Origin of the sequence: Paenibacillus camerounensis (assembly GCF_000723885.1) — a bacterium.
In the GTDB taxonomy this organism is placed as follows: Bacteria; Bacillota; Bacilli; order Paenibacillales; family Paenibacillaceae; genus Paenibacillus_AQ; species Paenibacillus_AQ camerounensis.
In genome coordinates this window covers 74131-92048 of the sequence record NZ_CCDG010000055.1, presented here as the reverse complement: position 1 = coordinate 92048, position 17918 = coordinate 74131, and the positions used below count along the sequence as shown (strand labels likewise).

Sequence of the window (17918 nt, the reverse complement as noted above, 5' to 3'; positions counted from 1 at the left end):
GAATGACGGGAAACATAATATAGACTCCTTACTCCCATCAAGTGTTGCCCGTGTTCTAAGGATGCGGGATTTTTTATTGTTGAGCATAAATCTCACGATCAGGGATATAATATTAAGACCTCAGACCAGACCCTAAAATAAAGCCCATCAACCATAACTGGTCGGCGGGCTTTTTATGTTTATACTGTATCTCTATAAATATCGGAATCCGGAGCATGCCGACCTTGGTTCGGTTTCTAATTCATGCTGTTTCAGATGGACAGGGGATTATAGCACTGCTATAATCAAATCATGAAGACTTATGATAAAATATTGGCAGCCGCTCTACGGGTTCTCGAAGAGGAGGGCGGAGCGCACTTCTCTACAAGAACAGTTTGTATGATTGCACAAGTATCAGCTCCCACACTCTACCATCATTTTGGAAATGCTGACGGACTTTTGAGTGCAGCCATCATGGAGGCGTTTAAACAATTTCTCCAGGAAAAAAACACTTCAATAATGTCTACCAATCCTAAAATAGCTCTTCGGCAAGGGTGGGACAATTATGTTCGTTTTGCTTCAACCCGACCACGACTCTACGCAGCGATGATGGGGCGGTTGCTAGAAGGCGCTCAGATTGAAGCAGCAGATCAGGCCTATCAATTACTAAAAAGTAATGTTCAGGGTGTTTCAGACGAGAATCAGTTAGCAGTATCTTTAGAAACCGCAGTTGATTTGATTTGGACTTCCGCGAATTCAGCCTCTTTGCTACATGTGACGGCCGATATTCGAAAGGGGCCTTCGCCACAACCTTCAGTTGTAAATCTGATTAGAGAGAGTACGATGAAATTAATATTAAAAACTGATGAATAATTATGGAAGGCTTCGGTGACGAAGCCTATTTCTTTTGTTCATTTCTGCAACTTTAATTTCAGACTAATCCCTGTGTGTACTGACAATAAGTAGATTTGTATATCAGTTTTATAGACGTTCGGCTATAACGGTGCTATACTTTAAATATAGCAGTGTTATAGTGAGCTGTTTATGATTTCCAAGGAGGGTTACAATGTCATCCACTAATCAAGAATTGGTTGTTGTTACCGGCACATCCAGCGGTATAGGCCGTGCTACTGCAGAGCGTCTGGCGAAAGAAGGATTTTATGTTCTGGCTGGTGTTCGGCGTCAAGAAGATGCTGATAAAATTAACCAGGATAATATTGAAGCAGTAATTGTTGATATTACTAATGTGAATACATTGAATGATTTAGCGAAAAGAGTAAAAGATGATCTATATCGTCGTCCTTTGAGAGCGGTTGTAAACAATGCAGGTATTGCAGTCAATGCGCCCTTGGAGATGGTTCCGCTCGATGAATTACGCCGCCAGATTGAAGTTAGTGTCATTGGTCAAGTTGCAGTTACCCAAGCGCTAACCCCTGCTTTACTGGCTAGTGGTGGGCGCGTAGTAAATATTGGTTCCCTTGGTGGGAAAATCTCGATGCCCGGATTTGGTATCTATTCGGCGGCCAAATTCGCTATGGAAGCCATTAATGACAGTTTCCGCAGAGAAATGGCCTCATCCGGTCTCAAGGTCATTATGATCACACCAGGTGGGGTTAGTACCGGTATGTCTGAGCAAGGAATTCAGACATCAGGGAGGCTCTCTAAATTAATGACTCCTGAACAACATAAGCGGCATGACCGCCTTTTCTCCGCAGTGAAAGCCCAGGCTGAATCATGGGCTAGGGATGGTATCCTTCCCGAAAAAGTTGCGGCAATCATTTCGCGTGCTATCCACGAGCAAAAACCGAGAACTCGTTATACCGTTGGTCCTGATGCGGTATTGTTGACGCGTTTGGTGCGATTTTTACCAGATCGTATTCTTGATAGGATGCTACGCTGGCAAATGAAATTGTAGTGATGGCAAAAAGCCCGTCAACCATAACTGGTCGGCGGGCTTTATTTGTAATTAATTTGAAATCCTGTAGCCTTTATGCCCAAACTAAACGAGTTAATCTGCATATCCTAAGCCGTACCTTAAATTAAAGGAGGAAATGCAATGGGTGAGAATATAGGATACGGTGGCGGATACGGTGGATTTGGTGGCGGCTTTACTTCAACTGCTGGAATTTTAGTTCTGTTTATTTTGCTGGTTATTATTTCTAAAGCATTCTTACTGTAGTACGCTTAATAAAGCCCTGCTGGCCGTTATGGTCAGCAGGGCTTTTTTTTGCATATCATCCCATGGTAAACTTTAGAAAAATTATATTGGAGGATGGACATGCGTAAAGGTATTTTAGTGTTACTCTTTTTGGCAGTACTCACTGCCTGCGGATCTTCAAAAAGCGGGATTACCCCTGATGATTTAGCAATTGTAAAGGTAGATGATAAAAACGCCGTGGTTAAGTATGGAATGAGCCGGGCAAACGTCGAAAAGGTTCTTGGTGAAGCGGAACGTGATGGACTTGGAAATATGATGTTTTATGCAGATGGCGTCTCGGTCATTTTTAGAGATAATGTTTTGGTTGCTATTCATCTTAGTGAAGATTCAAAAGGTAAATACAAGACTGTTGGCGGGGCAGAAGTTAATATGAACAAAAACGATTTTAAAAAGATTTATGGTGATGACAATTCTATTGAAGCTCCGAATAATCTTGATTATCTGTACGATTCTGAAAATAAAGAATATTTAACTGAAATGAAGCCTGATCAAGAAAATACTAAGAATAGAAAATATCTTATTTCTGTTACGTTTAATGACAACGCTGAAGCAAACAGGATATTGGTTTCTGATGTCAATGCTGCCTTACTTGCGAAGTAATTTTATTCTACTTTATCAAAGAACAATATATATAAAGGCCAGCCATGCACGGCTAGCTCGTGGCGGGATTCCGCGACGTTCCCCCAAACAGGGGAGCGTTTCGGCCGGTTCCCTTCCGGCCATCGTCAGGCGGATCATTGAAGCGGGTCTTTCTTAATTGGTCTTGCAATTTGCGGATTTGCGGAAATTCGTGCGAGTAATTTTTTCAGCATTGGAATGTGCGTTTCTACATACGGGATATTCTTAAGTTGGTCGAAGCTATACTCTGATAGTCTTCCGATACTTAAGATATTAGCACGCATGAGACGCACAGCAGCTTCATTTGCGGCGGGCTGCTCATCCTGAAGGGCAGCCTTTTCAATGTATCGTATCCACACCGGGTACAAGTCTGCGGGTAGCGGGTATGACTCTTTAAGCGGTCTGTCTTGTCTGCTCATGATGATTTCCCTCGCTTTAAAATTATCGTTGTTCTTGCAGTCCGAGCGCTTCCTTTATTGCATTTTGCAGCAGGAGGGAGTAATTGAGCCCGGCCGAATCACCAGCTTCCCGCATCCATTTTGGGATAGAGCAATTTTTTGTAACTGATTTATTCGCGCTCGCATCCCTATACGGAGGTAAGAAAACGTCAATAAAAATGATCCGATCCGTGTCGTCCTCAACCTCAATATCTCCTGGTGCTGATGGCGCAGGAAATGCCTCTGACTTCTCCTCTAACTCCAATAGCCTAAAGGCTAACATTTCTTTAGCTCTCCAAATACCGTCAGCCAGATCCTTGGGAATAATCGCAGTGCCGGGAAAGTCGGGAAAATACATCCCGATACCGCCGTCCTCTGCACGCTCAACAACTACTGGATACACATGGGTAGTCAAATTATCACGCTCCTTTAAAATTTAGAGGTAAGCGGAGGGGAAAGCCGGGGTCAGAATTCAACCCCGGAAGTCCGTTCAATATTCTTTAGTGTCCCCTTCGGTATGGAGCGCCCGCCTGCATGAGCGCTAACATCTGCATATCGGGTTGGGTCTGTCGGGTGTATGTACCTTTGATGGCTGGTGCCTTTCCCGTGGTTCGGTGATGGCCTGAACCCTGCATCCCGAAGGGCTTGGATAACTTCTCGGACTGTTTTTTGTTTTCCCATTGCTTACCTCCTTTCTATATCCTTATTGTAACACGCATTATATTGCGCGTCAATGAAAAAAATGCGCAATATAATGCGCAAATACGGAGTGTGATATCTGTTTAGGAATATATCCCTTCCCTTAGCCAGTTTTTTCTGGTAAGATGAATTCACATATAAATTTTTCCTTTTAGCTCTGGGCATGCGCCGTAAGAGCATTCTGATTTTTAAATGCAACAAATAACTGCCATACACGAAATGTGTTGTAATTGCGGCACAATCTCTCATTTTCCTTCTGAGATCCTGGCCGTTACAGTTTAAGGTTGATTCAGATCACTTTTTAAAAAAAATCTTGCATGTCGCAATTGCGACACGCTTGGTTTGATGTGATCATGATTCTTATCCTTGAAATGTAACGGCCTTTTTGTATTTTATTTAGGAGGTGTAAGGAATATTTTACCTTAAATTCATTCGACAATTAGCGACATAAATATTACCAATCACAGTATAAAATGATTTTGGGAGCAAATTGCTCTCAATCAGAGTAGGGAAGTGCGGTAATCCGCACAGCCTACTCCTCTTTCAGATATTCGACGGTAAATTCGTGTAACTCTTCTATTCTGCATTCAAATATGAGGGTGGCGGCGTAGACGTCCTCTGGTAGCATTACCCTCTCGTTGTTGCAGAAATGGGAGATCACACGTTTATGACGACCAGATTTTTTTGCGTAATGTGTTTGAGTCCAGCCTTTACTGTCGATCCAATCCTGGAGTAAGCATCTTCCGCGTGTAACTTGAACGCGCAAGTTGCTGATCTCCTCTCAGTTAGGTTGTCATTCGAACGCATTATAACACATCAGAGAGGTGGAATCATGGAAATGATCGACATTACGAACATGTACTTTGTATCTAAAATCAGGACTGATATTTTGTTTCTTCTTATGCAAGTGCAGGACGGTTGTTCGAAAGTAGAGGCTGAAGAATCTCTTCTAAAGATTATTCAGGATACTGCAGAACTTGAAAACAACCTATCACAACAGTTGTTCGATACCAAAATATCATGACCATATTTTGACCATAATTGAATCTGAATTAATCGGAATTAATCGGAACGAAGAATAAATAACTTCCTATTATATGCGGAATTCTTAACTAATCCGAAGCCGAAATTTAAGAACGTATTTTATTCTCCATGTGGTCAGGGTTATGAAAAGAGATACCTCAGATAATGAAGAACAGCAGCATGAATAGAAAGAGCAGCGATTCTCCCGTTATGGGGGAGCCGCTGCTCTTTCTGTTTCCGCATATACCCTCAATACACAAACCGCCGCTGAGCCCAGTAGCTGAACACGAAGATCGATACCTCTGTCAAGATCTTGGCCGCGGCCAGCGGGAGGATCAGTTGCTCACTGTAGAAGTAGAGCAGGCCGTAGTTGAACAGCAGCACCAGCACAACGAGTGAGAAGTATTTCGGGAGCGACTGGAGGCGCGACCGCTTGCCGCCGGTAAAGACATATCTCCGGTTCACGGAATAATTAAAGATCGAGCTGCACAGTCTTGCGGCGACTACGGACAGGAACAAATTGTGCGTCAGGCGCTGGAACAGGAACAGCAGGACGAAATCCATCAGCGCCGACAGCAGCGATGAGGTGCTGAACATCAGGATCGGCAGGTAGATCCGGAAGGAGTCGGAGAGCGGGCGGAAGTGTGACGATTTGTTATGATCCAGATATACGGTGTCAATGAATGCTTCATTAATGTCGTAACCCTCCTTGCGGGCGGTCAGCAGCATGTTCATCTCATATTCGAACCGGTCGCCGGGGATTTGGCATAGCCACTCCAGCATGGACGGCGGGAAGCCGCGCAGCCCGGTCTGGGTATCACTGATTGTGCTGCCGGTGGTCAGTGCGAACACTCCGCGGGTCACAGCGTTACCGAAGCGGCTGCGCAGCGGGACCTTACCGCTGAAGCGGCGGCTGCCCAGCACGATTCCGGGCTTGCTCTGGCTGTGCAGCAGCTCCACAACCCGCTTGATGTCATGAGGCAGATGCTGTCCGTCACTGTCTGCGCAGACTACGTAGCCCGGCAGTCCATGCTCCGATATATAACGGAATCCGGTCTTGAGCGCCCGGCCCTTTCCGTAATTTACGGGATGGGTCAGCACGGTGCAGCCGAACGCCTCAGCCGTCTGGAACAATCCGCGGTAAGCGGGGCCGCTGCCGTCATCCACAATCAGAAGCGGGCCAAGCCCGTAATCCTGCAGCTTAATTATTAGGTCAAGCAGACGGTCGTCAGGCTCATAGGCTGGAATTAATATAGTCATAATAGGGGTCACTCCTTAATGTATAGTATGTCGCTGACGCCGCGCTCCTGGTTTTTACCCTGCGGATTATTGACCACCCGGCCCATGAAATACATGGTCGAGGAGCCGCCGCCGTCGAGATTATAGGCTTCTGTCGCTCCGAGCTCCTGCATCACGTCCGCAAGCTCAGCCAGTGTCATGCCGCGGCTGTAGCCTTCATTGCGCCCGTCCACAACAACGAACACATAATGGTTCGGGGCAATCATGCCGATGGCCGTGCGCGGATTGGCGTTCTGGATCGAGCGGTTGCCGAAATTGGAGTCGATTTTGACACTGCTGAAGTCACTGGTGATCTGTCCGTCCTGAATCAGAATCGGCCCGAAGGAAAGGGTATTAATAACTCCCTGCGCCAGCAGCTCGTCAGAGGAAACCTCCTCCTCGTTATAGGTTTGCATCGTGCCATCCTCAAAAAGCGCCATTGCATCGCGCACCGGGTCATCGCGGTACACCGTACCGTTACGGATAATCACCCCGTCGTCGCGGAAGCCGTAGTAGTCGCCGTTAACCGCAAAGATCGCATCATTACCGGAAGCAATTTCCGAAGTCACCTCCGTAATATTCGTGCCAAAGCTGTTATCGGCAAAAGCTGATTTCAAGCTCTCCGCATCCTTCAGCACAACATCCGCCACATAATACGTGATCTTGTCCGAACCGGACCCGGTCTCCACCTGGTCAATCTGGATCTGGATATCATCACTGCTGTAGCTCCAGTCGTCGGATGTAGCATTAACCTCGGCTGAAGGTGAATCAGTCTCAGCACTATTGGTTGTACCAGTGCCATTACTGCCGGACGTTCCTGCACCTTCATCTGCCACAACGACCTCAACATGCTCGATCAAATAACGGTCAGCCAGCTTATACACCACTCCGCCAATCACCAGGATCACGGCCAGAATTACGATTCCTGTCTTTTGCTTGAAGCTCAGAGTTTTCTTTTTGTCCATTTGTGCCATTTCAGCATCACCTCGGGTGTGTAAGTTCTTAAGTTGGATCTTACGCGCCTTACCTTTAATGAACCTGAAATGATGAATAGGGATGAGCTTGGTGAACACTGCGTGTCTGCAAGTTTTGATAAGCGGGTAGTAAGAGCCGCAGCGGCTTGGTATACTCGAATGATAGACAAACTTTTCCAGAGTAAAGAGGAGGCAGATTATGCCGGGTTCTGTAAAAGAAAGGGCACTTCGCTATGGGATGGTGACGCTAGTATGGCTGTTGGCTGCGGTGGTTCTGGCGGGCTGCTTCCTGACGGAGAATGTAAAGGGTAAGCTTAGCCATAAGATTAATGAGCAACAGGATGTTGTGTATTACAACGGGACAGGCCTGCTTAACCTGAACAAGCTGGACGAATTCCTGGAGCGGAAAGCGGGCAGCCAGCGGATTATCCAATATACGATTGAGGGTGACCCGCTCTTCATGGAGCTGCGGTATGAAGGGGATAAGCTGAGCGTTACTTATGACAACACAGAAGACGCCTTTGGCTCTAAGGAAATAAGCATGTATACCTGCTCAACGCTTGAGAGAAAAGAGGAAAGCACAGAGCTGAAATATACTCTTACTGGCTGTGAAGGAGAATATCCGGAAGCTGAACTGCTGCGGGTCCATTACGGTCTGTCAGAGCAGGCTGACTTTGGCTTCGTGCTACAATACGGAGTGAACCGGAGAAACGAGATTAACACACTTGAACAAAGGCTGGTTAAGGATCTCCAGGACGGCAGAACCGTCGAAGCCTCAGATTTCAGGCTGCCGCACGCGAAGCTGCAGAGCATTTACCGTGAGCTGGTGCTGGCCGGGTATATGCAGGACAAGACCTTGACTGAGGCGTGCAATAGGAAGCCGGCTGTGACCTACGCGCTGCTGGTCGAGATGAACGGAAATGAGCGGAATTTTGCCTGGAGTGAATGCGATCAAAGCGCGGATGGCAAGGTTATGACTGCACTGGCTCAGAGCATTATCAGCGAGGTGCAGGAAAGCGAATTATATCAGGCGCTGCCGGAGACGAAGGGGTATTATGAATAAAGGCCGGTCACGGCTTTATTAATAGCATTTATAAGCATTTGAATTTAGCAGATTGAATTTATACCAAAATTAAGGGGAAAGTGGCGGAGGGGAATTTTGGAACTGTAGGAGCGAATGCGTCCGCCTTTGTCTTCAGATTTCTACCGCGAACAGCGGTTCAAATCAGGAAATCTGAAGACAACAGCGGCCGGAAGTCCAAACATTCCCTGGAGTCACGGCTAACCCCAAATTAGTAAATCTTTTATGGGATAATACCGAGGAGGAAGAGCAATGCAACAGCGTGTACTGCTGATTGAAGATGATGAAGATATAAGCAGAATGGTAAGCTCTTATCTGGCAAAAGAGGGCTATCAGGTCGAGCAGGTGTTTGACGGGGAAGCTGCTGAGCGGAAGGTGCGCACCGGTCATCCTTTTGATCTGGTGCTGCTGGATCTGATGCTGCCAAAGCGCAGCGGGATGGATGTGCTGCAGAGTATCCGGTCGGTAAGTCTGGTACCGGTGCTGATTATGTCCGCTAAGGACAGTGATGTGGATAAAGCGCTCGGACTCGGCTTCGGCGCAGATGATTATATTACCAAGCCGTTCTCGATGATCGAGCTCGCGGCCAGAGTGAAGGCGGCGATCCGCCGGGCAGGCTATGCCGCTGCCGGTGCAGCAAGCAGCGGAGGGCCGGAAGCAGCCGAAGTGCAGCAAGCCAAGGTCATCCCTTTGCGCGGACTGACAGTGAATCTGGATACTTTCTCTGCGCAGAAGCAGGGAGAAGAGATCAAGCTGACCGCCAAGGAGTTCCAGATCCTGCGGCTGTTTGCGGCCAACCCCGGCAGGGTGTACACAAAGGCGCAGATCTACAGCCTGGTCTGGGCAGAGGATTATTACGGCGATGAGAATGTCATTAATGTTCATATGCGCCGGCTGCGCGAGAAGATTGAGGATGATCCCTCCCATCCCGAATACATTAAAACACTGTGGGGCATAGGCTATAAGCTGGGAGATGTGCTGCCATGATTACTTTTTTTGGCGGCCTTGTTGTGGCCCTGCTGCTCATCATCCTCTGGCAATTCTTGCGGCTGAGGGAGCATGGGCGCCAGCTGCGGTACATCCAGACCAAGCTTACGGGCATTATGGCAAGCGGCTCGCATGAACGGCTGCTGCTGTTTAACAGCGATCCGGCACTGCAGCAGCTGCTGGCAGCCCTCAATGCGCTGCTTAACATTAATCACAAAGGGGCTGTGGAGAGGGCTCAACTGGAGACATCCATGCGCCATATGCTGGCGAATATATCCCATGATCTGAAGACACCGCTGACCGTTGTGCTCGGTTATATAGAAACTTTGCTGCAGAGCGATGATCTGCCTGCCGGAGAACGGGAGGTTATGCTGCGGACCATCCATACCAAGGCGCAGGAGGTAATTGCGCTGATGAACCGCTTCTTTGATCTGGCCAAGCTGGAGTCAGGGGATAAAGAAATCCCCCTTGGGCGGGTAGAGCTGGGTGAGCTGTGCCGCCGCAATATCCTGTCCTTCTATGAGCTTCTCAGTACCGGGGGCAGTGATGTGCAGATCGAGATCCCCGATGAGCCGCTGTATATTATGGGGAATGAGGAGGCGCTGGACCGGGTGCTAGGCAATCTTTTGTCTAATGCCATCACCTACGGAGCAGACGGGGGTGTGCTGGGGCTCAGACTTTTTTTGAAGGAAGAGCAGGTATGCATTGAGGTATGGGACAAGGGCAAGGGCATTGCCGAGATGCATCAGGATAAAATATTTGAGCGTCTGTATACAATGGAGGATTCGCGCAACCGTGAATACCAGGGCAGCGGCCTGGGCCTGACCATTACCAAAAGACTGACCGAGCAGATGAACGGCAGCATTACTTTGACCAGTAAGCCTTATGTCAGAACCGCATTCACGCTGTCGTTTCGAAGGTTGGATTTTTAGGGAATAATTCACGGCGAAGCCCCGATAAGAAATCCCTCTGCCGAAGCTTAAGATTTTCGTAAGAAACAGGTAATAAAAAAGAAAATTCCGCCCTGTATTATATAAATCAAGGAAGACAACGAAGCCAAAGGGGATAACGGAAATGACAACCATACTGCGGACGTGGAATTTAACCAAGGTCTATCAGGGCAAAGAAGCTGTGAACAGCGTGAACATGAATATTAAGCAGGGTGAGATTTACGGTTTTCTGGGACCGAACGGAGCCGGTAAGAGTACAGTAATGAAAATGATCACCAACCTGGTGAAGCCCACTGCCGGCGAGATCGAGTTTTTTGGCGAAAAGATGACATCGCGCTCCTACGAAATGCTTAAGCGCATGGGCTGTATTATTGAGCACCCGGTATTCTACGACAAGCTGACCGCCCGGGAGAATCTGGAGCTGCACGGGGAGTATATGGGCTATTATGATCCGAAGGCGCTGAAGGAGGCGCTGGAGCTTGTAAAGCTTACCGGAACAGACAAGAAGCCGGTCAAGCAGTTCTCGATGGGGATGAAGCAGCGGCTGGGCATAGCCAGAGCGGTAATGACCAAACCGGAGCTGCTGATCCTGGATGAGCCGATTAACGGGCTGGACCCGCTGGGCATCATGGAGCTGCGCGAGGTGTTCCGCATGCTGAGCCGTGAATACGGGATGACGCTGCTGATCTCCAGCCATATCCTTGGTGAGGTGGAGCAGATTGCCGATACCATCGGCGTAATCCGGGACGGTGTGCTGCTGGAGGAGGTTTCCATGGATGAGATCCGCAGACGTGATACCGACTACATTGAGCTGGTTACCAGTGAGAGCAGCAAGGCGGTATATACACTGACTCATTCGCTGGGCCTAAGCAATTTCAAGGTAATCGGGCCGCGGACAATCCGCATCTATGAGCAAACCTCACAGCTGGAGCTGAGCAAGGCGCTGGCAGCGGCAGATGTGGAGCTGGAGAGCCTGAACCGGAAGCAGCACTCGCTGGAAGATTATTTTATCGAACTAATGGGGGGTGAAGTCATTGCTTAAGCTGATCAGACTGGAATTGCGAAAGAACAGAATCAGTTTGTTTAAAGGGTCTCTGATAGCAGCCTTGGCTATTATGTTGTTTATGCTGCTGGTCGTATTCACAGAAATAGATGATCCGGGTGACTTCGCTACCTATGCCGATGTTTTTGACGGGGTGCATATTTTCGTAAAAGCCGTCTTTATGGTGTTTGGCGCCGTCCTGATCAGCAAGCTGGTTATTGATGAATACAAAAACAACACGATAGATCTGCTCTTCATGTATCCGATTCCCCGCAAAAAGCTGATGGCAGCCAAGCTGATGATTGTCTCGTTATTCATGCTGGTTACAATCTTTATAGCTAACGTGTTGGTGGGTGCTGCAATTGTCGGCTTTAATCATTATTTCGTAGAAGCGATTTCGGGCGAGCTGACGGCGGAGCTAATCAGTGAGCATCTTATAAGGGCTGCTTCAGATGCGGTATACTCGGCAGGCATCGGGCTAATTCCGCTGTATTTTGGGATGCGTAAGAAATCCGTTCCTACAACTATTGTAACGGGTGTGCTGATTGCGGGTCTCCTGTCCTCTGATTTCGGCAGCTTCCAGCTTGGCAATCAGGTTGGCGTATCCCTGGTTCTTGGAATTGTGGGTGTTACCATTGCTTATCTCTCGATCCGTAAGATAGAGACTCAGGACGTAGCCTGATTACGTATCCCGGCTGCATAAAAAAGTGACAAAACCGCTTGACGCCGCTAGTTTTTCTGGCGACTGCAAGCGGTTTTTTTGTTATAATAGAGGTTAATTCAGGAATTTCTACATAAAAAGATATATTCCGCATTTGCGGATTAACAACAATAGCGGGGCTAAGAGCAGCTGCGGAGGTGGGCTATGCATAAAGACTGGGCTGCCATACTGGGCAGGGTGCTTTCCGGGGAAAGTGCTTTTAAATCGTTATATGATTATCATCCGGACTTGATCATTGTGCTCGACAGGCTGGGTAATTACGTGGACAGCAACCGTGCTCTCGGCCCTGGTGCATTATGTGATCCAGTGCAAATTCAGACAGGCGGAGAGCCGCAGCAGACCCCTGGTGAAGTACACTTTGCCGCAGCTCTGGAAGGGTTGACTGCAAGCTTCGAGCTGACAGAGGAGGAGAACGGCAATACCTTCTCCCGCGCTACCGTTACCTATGCCCCTGTTAAGGCTGCGGAAGGGGTGGCCGGCGTATTTGCGATTATTCATCAGGATGTGAACACGCTGCTCCCTGCCGCACTGAAGGAATGGCTCAGCCGGCTCGCGGCAGCCGGAACGCCGGGGGAACCGGCAGAGCAGGATCAGGAGCTTCCTGCTCTGATACGTGAGATGGCTGAGGATAAGCGGCTCAGCCTGATACTCAATTCTGTATCCGCCGGCATCTTCGGGCTGGATACAGAAGGCAGAACGATCTTTATCAACCGTGAAGGTGCGGATATGCTGGGTTATCATCCGTCTGAGCTGGCCGGAGTGCCTCTGATGGACACGATTCATCATGCCCACAACAGCGGCACTTCCCATTCTCCGCTGGAATGCCCGATCCGGCATACGCTGGAGGACAGGATTACCCGCAGCAAATCGGACGAGATATTCTGGCGCAAGGACGGCACGAGCTTCTTCGTAAGCTACCGGATTGCCCCGCTGCTCGACAAAGGGGTGATCTGCGGGGTAGTCGTATCATTTACGGATATCACGAATGAACGGGAGATTCTGCGGGCTAAGGAGTCAGCTGAGCAGGCAGCCCAGGCCAAGTCGGATTTTCTGGCGATGATGAGCCACGAAATCCGTACACCGATGAACGGAATGATCGGGATGGCAGACCTGCTGCTCGATACGGAGCTTGAGGAGGAGCAGCGCAGCTATGCGGAGATTCTGCGCAGCAGCAGCTACAGCCTGCTGCGGATTCTGAATGATATCCTTGATTTCAGCAAAATGGAAGCAGGGAAGATGCAGCTGCAGTCCGAGACCGTTGACCTGCGAGAGATGATTGAGAGTGTAATTGATCTGTTTACTCCGAAGGCGGAGGAGCGGCAGCTTGCCCTGCGCTGGTGGGCAGATACCAGCGTACCGGAGGCAGTAACCACCGATCCCAGCCGGCTGCGGCAGATTATTGTCAACCTGGTCGGCAATGCGCTCAAGTTCACTGAACAAGGAAGTGTAACCTTGTCAGTGAAGAATATCCCGCTGCCGGGCTCCCAGGAGTATCTGCTTGAATTCTCTGTAAGGGATACAGGTGTCGGTATTGCCGACAGCAAGCTGAATCTGCTGTTCCAGTCCTTCTCACAGCTGCATCCGTTCATTAACCGCAAATACGGCGGCACCGGCCTGGGGCTTGCCATATGCAAGCAGCTGGTCGAGCTGATGGGCGGCACCATTTTTGTGGAGAGCGAGGAAGGCCGCGGGTCGATCTTCCGCTTCATGCTTCCGTTCGTGAAACAAGCAGCGGAGGCTTAATAAGCGGCGGAGCTGCATGGGAGTACCAGGAAGCTGCCTTTCCGATGTTGCTGCTATTATCAATACAAAAGCCAGCCAGCCCCGTTGATCCGGGGGCAGGCTGGCTTATTTGTTCTGGCTGGTTACCGTACAGTTGTGCGCTCGTCAGACTAAGTGGATTTTTGCCACCTATTTCTTACCAGAACACCGGCTTCAGAACTTTAGTTGGAAAAACGCCACTTAATCTTCCAGATTTCGTCCATGGAAGGCTTGTAAGCATATATTAGATGGCGTTTTTCCCACTAATCATCTTAAAAGTTGAAATAAGACAGAATTAGGTGGTGAAAATCCAACTACATAAATTGCCGTGACACTCCGGTTTCGCGTAGGCTTAGCCGCCCCGCTTCCTGGTTAGCCTGAACCGGCAAATATCAGCCAGCCATAACGAATATACACAAGACAGGCGGCATCGCCAGTCTTAACGCATATACATCAGTCCGACAGTTGCCGGTCCGCAGTGGCTGCCGATAACACAGCCGGCGTTAATTACTGCGATTTCCTGAACCTTAGTCTGCTTACGCAGTGCCTGTTCCAGGAACGCTGCATCTTCTTCAGCCAGGGTATGTGCAATAATCAGCAGCTCCTGGTCGATCTCGTCCACGTTATCTAGCGCATTCTGCAGCATTTGCTCAACAGCCTTTTCCTTCTTGCCGCGGACTTTGCTGACGGGCACGATCGCGCCGTCGATCAAACGGAGGACCGGCCGGATCTTCAGCAGGCTGCCGATAAAATTCTGCATCCCAGAGCAGCGGCCGCCCATATATAAGTAGTCAAGCGTATCAACGACAAATTCGGTTTCCACCCGGCTGCGGCACTGCTCCAGCATGGAGGCGATTTCAGCACTGCTGTGGCCTTGTGCGGCAGCACGGGCAGCCTTCATGACCAGCAGCGCAATCCCGCCGCACAAGGTCTCGGAGTCAACGACCCGGACTCGTCCTTCCGGAAATTCGCCTGCAGCAAGCAGGGCATTCTGGTATGTAGAGGATAGGGCAGACGACAGGCTGATGTAGACTACATCTCCGCCGCCGGAAACAACAGGCTCGAAGGCAGCAATAAAGTCAGCAGGGGACGGGGCAGCCGTCTTCGGTAAAGCTCCGTTAGCCGCTACCCGGCGGTAGACTTCCTCCGGTGTAATGTCTACGCCGTCTTTGTATGTACCGTCTTGAAATACTACGTACAGCGGAACGATGCCGATATCATACGTGTTCTTCCAGCCTTGCGGCAAATCGGAAGTGCTGTCTGAAAAAATCTTTACAATAGACATGAAATTCTCCTTCACCGAATCTGAATCTCGGATCACAGTTATAAGTTGCAGAAATACCATATAATCTGTTTATTATACCAAGCCCATGCCGAATCTCAAAATAAAAATCACAATTTAATAGAAAAAAGACCGTCCGCAAGAGACAGTCTTAACTGTTGTATACTTCACGCAGTATGGAAGAGTACTGCTTATTTTTTGACAACCGGAATCCAAACCTCACACACATAATCTTCTGCTGATGTATCACCGGGAGGGTACAGCTCAATCTCCGGCCCTCCGGCATGCTGGTAGCCTGTTCCCGGGAACCATTCCTGATAAATCCGCTGCCAGACCGCCTGCAGCGTATCAGGCAATGGCCCTTTGGAGGTAAAGACCGCCCAGCTGGCAGCCGGAACGATACCTTTCTCATAACCATGCGAATCCGCAGCTTCATCCGCCTTAACTCCGACCCAGTAGGACAGCAGATCCTTTTCCATGTCCATGCTCATACAGATTCCAAGCCACGCTTCCTCTGAAGCAAGCCCGATCAGCTCATCCGAGGTCCCGTCCTCGTTGCATTCGTCCCAGAACTTAGGAATTCTGCGAAAGTTCTCTCCGTCCTTGCAGGTAACCTGAATGGATTTGCCGATTACGTTAAAAGCAGGCTTATCTACGATTTTGTATTCCATTTCCTGATCTCCCTTCAATGATAGGTGGAAAGAGAGGCGGGGGAACGCTTTGAGCTGTACCCCTGGTTCACGCGCAGCCGAAGGTGTGAGACCGTGGGCCTTGCGGAACGCCTTGGCGAAGGCTTCCGGTGAGTCATAGCCGTATTTCAGTGCAACATCCAGCACCCTGACTTTGGAGCTGGCAAGCTCCTGGGCAGCCAGTGTGAGCCTGCGCTTGCGGATATAGTCTGCCACCGTAAAGCCGGTCAGCATACTGAACATCCGCTGAAAATGAAACGGAGATACGTGCGCGATTCCCGCCACATCCTCGATCCGCAGCGGTTCTGTCATCTTGCTCTCCATATAATCCATAGCTTCCTTCATCCGGATCAGCCATTCCAAGACTCTTTCATCTCCCTTTGAGTTCATCCTATCATTTCTTAAGGAACCAGTCCTGTTATTCTCTGCTCATTAATGACAGGTTTTCTTCAAAGTATACCCGATTACAGGCACAGCTGTCAGTTCCCGAGACGGTACACTCTGGCTTCATAAGGACGCAGCGTTTCCCGCTCAGCGGCAGCCGGCTCGTCCGGGTAATTGCTGATAACTGTTTCACGCACCTTAGCAAGCTCATCCGTAAGCTGAACGTTCTGCGGCACATCACTGAAATTGAGCAGCACCAGCCATTTTTCGGCATCCAGCGTCCGGGTGTAGGCATAAATATATTCATGCTCCGGCAGCAGCTCATATTCGCCATAAGACATAATGAGATTCTCTTTGCGCAGGGCAATCAGCCTCTGATAGTAATAAAAGATGGAATCGGAATCCGCCAAAGCCTGCTCCGCATTGATATCCTTGTAATTCGGATTCACCTTCAGCCAGGGTGTGCCTTCCGTAAAGCCGGCGTTTGGTGAAGCATCCCACTGCATTGGAGTACGGGCATTGTCACGGCCTTTGGCATGGATCGCCTTCAATATGGTGTCATGATCCCCTCCGCCCTCCGTAACCTTTTCCCGGTACATATTCAGAATCTCGATATCCTTATAGTCTTCCAGCACAGGGAACTTCACATTGGTCATGCCGATTTCTTCACCCTGATAGATATAAGGAGTGCCCTTCAGCGTATGCAGCAGGGTAGCGAGCATTTTGGCCGACTGCACACGGTATTCACCGTCATGACCAAAGCGCGACACCATCCGCGGCTGATCATGATTGTTCAGGTACAGGCTGTTCCAGCCCTGTTCAGCAAGACCAACCTGCCATTTATGCAAAATATCGCGTAGCCCCTTCAGGCTCCACGGTGTAACCTCCCATTTACCGCCGGGACCGGAATCGATGTCCATATGCTCGAACTGGAACACCATCTGCAGCTCCTTGCGGTCCTCTGCCGTATATAGAATCGCATCCTCAACACTGGCGCCCGGTGTTTCCCCGACCGTCATCACATCATATTGGGAGAGGACCTCACGGTTCATCTCCTGCAGATATTCATGGACCCGGGGACCGTTCATATAATATTCGCCGCCGCCGGCAAGCCTGCCTGGCTCCACACCGTCGCCCTTGACTGATGGCAGACCGTCCACCTTGGAGATCATATTGATGACATCCATCCGCAGGCCGTCCACACCCTTGTCCAGCCAGAAGGTCATCATCTTGTATAATGCCTCCCGCAGCTTAGGGTTCTCCCAGTTGAGATCCGGCTGCTTACGCGAGAACAGATGCAGGTAGTATTCGCCGGTCTGTTCATCCAGCTCCCATGCCGGGCCGCTGAAGATGGAGCTCCAGTTGTTCGGCAGCTCACCATCCGGGCCGCCCGGACGCCAGATATAATAATCCCGGTAAGGATTATCCTTGGAGGAGCGTGATTCGGCGAACCAGGCATGCTCATCGGAGGAGTGATTGATGACAAGGTCCATCATCAGCTTGATGCCGCGTTCATGCAGCCCGGCCAGCAGTTCTTCCCAGTCCTGCAGTGTGCCGAATTCATCCATAATGTCCTCGTAATCGCTAATGTCATACCCGTTGTCGTCATTAGGCGACTTATAGACCGGCGACATCCAGACTACATCCACGCCGAGCTTCTTCAGATAATCCAGTCTTGATATGATCCCGCGCAGATCGCCGATGCCGTCTCCGTTACTGTCCTGATAGCTTCGGGGATAAATCTGATAGACTACGGCTTCTTTCCAAAAGGCTCTGTTCATATTAACGACTCCTT

General features: G+C 49.5%; 19 protein-coding genes. 11 read left to right on the top strand and 8 right to left on the bottom strand.

Annotated elements, in window-relative coordinates; translation table 11 throughout:
• Positions 1-291: 291 nt before the first annotated feature.
• The 4 genes from BN3772_RS20520 to BN3772_RS20510 all read left to right on the top strand — a co-directional run bounded on the left by BN3772_RS20520 (position 292) and on the right by BN3772_RS20510 (position 2797).
• Positions 292-852 (top strand): TetR/AcrR family transcriptional regulator, encoded by a 561-nt coding sequence (locus tag BN3772_RS20520; protein ID WP_042201836.1) that lies wholly within the window; start codon positions 292-294, stop codon positions 850-852.
• Positions 853-1045: 193 nt separating this feature from the next.
• Positions 1046-1894 carry an SDR family NAD(P)-dependent oxidoreductase gene (locus BN3772_RS20515; RefSeq protein ID WP_042201835.1) on the top strand — a complete coding sequence of 283 codons (849 nt, stop codon included), beginning with the start codon at positions 1046-1048 and terminating at the stop codon, positions 1892-1894.
• A gap of 153 nt (positions 1895-2047) precedes the next feature.
• Entirely contained in the window at positions 2048-2158 is a 111-nt protein-coding gene (locus BN3772_RS31070) for a YjcZ family sporulation protein (protein ID WP_341872586.1), read from the top strand.
• Between the two features lie 99 nt (positions 2159-2257).
• Positions 2258-2797, top strand: a complete 540-nt coding sequence (locus BN3772_RS20510) for a hypothetical protein (protein WP_042201834.1) — start codon at positions 2258-2260, stop codon at positions 2795-2797.
• A 134-nt stretch (positions 2798-2931) separates the two neighbouring features.
• Here the strand turns inward: BN3772_RS20510 and BN3772_RS20505 are convergent, their stop codons facing one another.
• Genes BN3772_RS20505 through BN3772_RS20495 form a run of 3 tightly spaced genes read right to left on the bottom strand, consistent with a single transcriptional unit; the run spans position 2932 to position 3933 of the window.
• The gene (locus BN3772_RS20505) at positions 2932-3234 is read right to left on the bottom strand and encodes a hypothetical protein (protein WP_042201832.1); all 303 of its coding nucleotides are present in this window, start codon (positions 3232-3234) and stop codon (positions 2932-2934) included.
• Positions 3235-3256: 22 nt separating this feature from the next.
• Positions 3257-3667, bottom strand: coding sequence for a type II toxin-antitoxin system HicB family antitoxin (locus tag BN3772_RS20500; RefSeq protein ID WP_052380618.1), 411 nt, complete (start codon positions 3665-3667; stop codon positions 3257-3259).
• A 50-nt stretch (positions 3668-3717) separates the two neighbouring features.
• A complete protein-coding gene (locus BN3772_RS20495) occupies positions 3718-3933 on the bottom strand; it encodes a type II toxin-antitoxin system HicA family toxin (RefSeq protein ID WP_042201831.1) in 216 nt (71 codons plus the stop codon).
• Positions 3934-4783: 850 nt separating this feature from the next.
• Here BN3772_RS20495 and BN3772_RS20485 point away from each other — a divergent pair.
• Positions 4784-4975, top strand: coding sequence for a hypothetical protein (locus tag BN3772_RS20485; RefSeq protein WP_042201827.1), 192 nt, complete (start codon positions 4784-4786; stop codon positions 4973-4975).
• Between the two features lie 248 nt (positions 4976-5223).
• Here BN3772_RS20485 and BN3772_RS20480 read toward each other — a convergent pair whose 3' ends face one another.
• Together BN3772_RS20480 and BN3772_RS20475 are read right to left on the bottom strand one after the other, a co-directional pair.
• Positions 5224-6234 (bottom strand): bifunctional glycosyltransferase family 2/GtrA family protein, encoded by a 1011-nt coding sequence (locus BN3772_RS20480; protein ID WP_042201825.1) that lies wholly within the window; start codon positions 6232-6234, stop codon positions 5224-5226.
• 8 nt (positions 6235-6242) lie between these two features.
• Positions 6243-7226, bottom strand: a complete 984-nt coding sequence (locus tag BN3772_RS20475; RefSeq protein WP_209443681.1) for a phosphodiester glycosidase family protein — start codon at positions 7224-7226, stop codon at positions 6243-6245.
• Positions 7227-7425: 199 nt separating this feature from the next.
• Here BN3772_RS20475 and BN3772_RS20470 point away from each other — a divergent pair, with 199 nt between their 5' ends.
• The 6 genes from BN3772_RS20470 (at position 7426) to BN3772_RS20445 (ending at position 13750) form a co-directional block, all read left to right on the top strand.
• Entirely contained in the window at positions 7426-8289 is an 864-nt protein-coding gene (locus tag BN3772_RS20470; RefSeq protein WP_052380617.1) for a DUF4362 domain-containing protein, read from the top strand.
• A 270-nt stretch (positions 8290-8559) separates the two neighbouring features.
• Complete coding sequence (locus tag BN3772_RS20465) at positions 8560-9294, top strand: response regulator transcription factor (RefSeq protein WP_042201823.1); 735 nt, start codon at positions 8560-8562, stop codon at positions 9292-9294.
• Positions 9291-10226, top strand: coding sequence for a sensor histidine kinase (locus BN3772_RS20460; protein WP_209443680.1), 936 nt, complete (start codon positions 9291-9293; stop codon positions 10224-10226). Before BN3772_RS20465 ends, BN3772_RS20460 begins: the two co-directional genes overlap by 4 nt.
• A 142-nt stretch (positions 10227-10368) precedes the next feature.
• Positions 10369-11286: an ABC transporter ATP-binding protein gene (locus BN3772_RS20455; protein ID WP_042201821.1), complete on the top strand. Its 918-nt coding sequence runs from the start codon at positions 10369-10371 to the stop codon at positions 11284-11286.
• On the top strand, positions 11279-11968 hold the full coding sequence (locus BN3772_RS20450; protein ID WP_042201820.1) for an ABC transporter permease: 690 nt from the start codon (positions 11279-11281) through the stop codon (positions 11966-11968). Before BN3772_RS20455 ends, BN3772_RS20450 begins: the two co-directional genes overlap by 8 nt.
• Before the next feature lie 183 nt (positions 11969-12151).
• Positions 12152-13750: a PAS domain-containing sensor histidine kinase gene (locus tag BN3772_RS20445; protein WP_052380616.1), complete on the top strand. Its 1599-nt coding sequence runs from the start codon at positions 12152-12154 to the stop codon at positions 13748-13750.
• 457 nt (positions 13751-14207) lie between these two features.
• Here BN3772_RS20445 and BN3772_RS20440 read toward each other — a convergent pair whose 3' ends face one another.
• From BN3772_RS20440 to BN3772_RS20430, 3 genes are all read right to left on the bottom strand, one after another.
• A complete protein-coding gene (locus BN3772_RS20440; RefSeq protein WP_042201818.1) occupies positions 14208-15053 on the bottom strand; it encodes a DegV family protein in 846 nt (281 codons plus the stop codon).
• Positions 15054-15241: 188 nt separating this feature from the next.
• Positions 15242-16102, bottom strand: a complete 861-nt coding sequence (locus tag BN3772_RS20435; RefSeq protein WP_209443679.1) for an AraC family transcriptional regulator — start codon at positions 16100-16102, stop codon at positions 15242-15244.
• 116 nt (positions 16103-16218) lie between these two features.
• A complete protein-coding gene (locus tag BN3772_RS20430) occupies positions 16219-17904 on the bottom strand; it encodes a glycoside hydrolase family 13 protein (protein WP_042201813.1) in 1686 nt (561 codons plus the stop codon).
• Positions 17905-17918: the final 14 nt, after the last annotated feature.

Excerpts from the sequence above, each read along its gene's own strand:
- BN3772_RS20520 (WP_042201836.1), top strand. The coding sequence starts at position 292 with ATGAAGACTTATGATAAAATATTGGCAGCCGCTCTACGGGTTCTCGAA.
- BN3772_RS20515 (WP_042201835.1), top strand. The coding sequence starts at position 1,046 with ATGTCATCCACTAATCAAGAATTGGTTGTTGTTACCGGCACATCCAGC.
- BN3772_RS20510 (WP_042201834.1), top strand. The coding sequence starts at position 2,258 with ATGCGTAAAGGTATTTTAGTGTTACTCTTTTTGGCAGTACTCACTGCC.
- BN3772_RS20505 (WP_042201832.1), bottom strand. The coding sequence starts at position 3,234 with ATGAGCAGACAAGACAGACCGCTTAAAGAGTCATACCCGCTACCCGCA.
- BN3772_RS20495 (WP_042201831.1), bottom strand. The coding sequence starts at position 3,933 with ATGGGAAAACAAAAAACAGTCCGAGAAGTTATCCAAGCCCTTCGGGAT.
- BN3772_RS20485 (WP_042201827.1), top strand. The coding sequence starts at position 4,784 with ATGGAAATGATCGACATTACGAACATGTACTTTGTATCTAAAATCAGG.
- BN3772_RS20480 (WP_042201825.1), bottom strand. The coding sequence starts at position 6,234 with ATGACTATATTAATTCCAGCCTATGAGCCTGACGACCGTCTGCTTGAC.
- BN3772_RS20475 (WP_209443681.1), bottom strand. The coding sequence starts at position 7,226 with ATGGCACAAATGGACAAAAAGAAAACTCTGAGCTTCAAGCAAAAGACA.
- BN3772_RS20470 (WP_052380617.1), top strand. The coding sequence starts at position 7,426 with ATGCCGGGTTCTGTAAAAGAAAGGGCACTTCGCTATGGGATGGTGACG.
- BN3772_RS20465 (WP_042201823.1), top strand. The coding sequence starts at position 8,560 with ATGCAACAGCGTGTACTGCTGATTGAAGATGATGAAGATATAAGCAGA.
- BN3772_RS20460 (WP_209443680.1), top strand. The coding sequence starts at position 9,291 with ATGATTACTTTTTTTGGCGGCCTTGTTGTGGCCCTGCTGCTCATCATC.
- BN3772_RS20455 (WP_042201821.1), top strand. The coding sequence starts at position 10,369 with ATGACAACCATACTGCGGACGTGGAATTTAACCAAGGTCTATCAGGGC.
- BN3772_RS20445 (WP_052380616.1), top strand. The coding sequence starts at position 12,152 with ATGCATAAAGACTGGGCTGCCATACTGGGCAGGGTGCTTTCCGGGGAA.
- BN3772_RS20440 (WP_042201818.1), bottom strand. The coding sequence starts at position 15,053 with ATGTCTATTGTAAAGATTTTTTCAGACAGCACTTCCGATTTGCCGCAA.
- BN3772_RS20430 (WP_042201813.1), bottom strand. The coding sequence starts at position 17,904 with ATGAACAGAGCCTTTTGGAAAGAAGCCGTAGTCTATCAGATTTATCCC.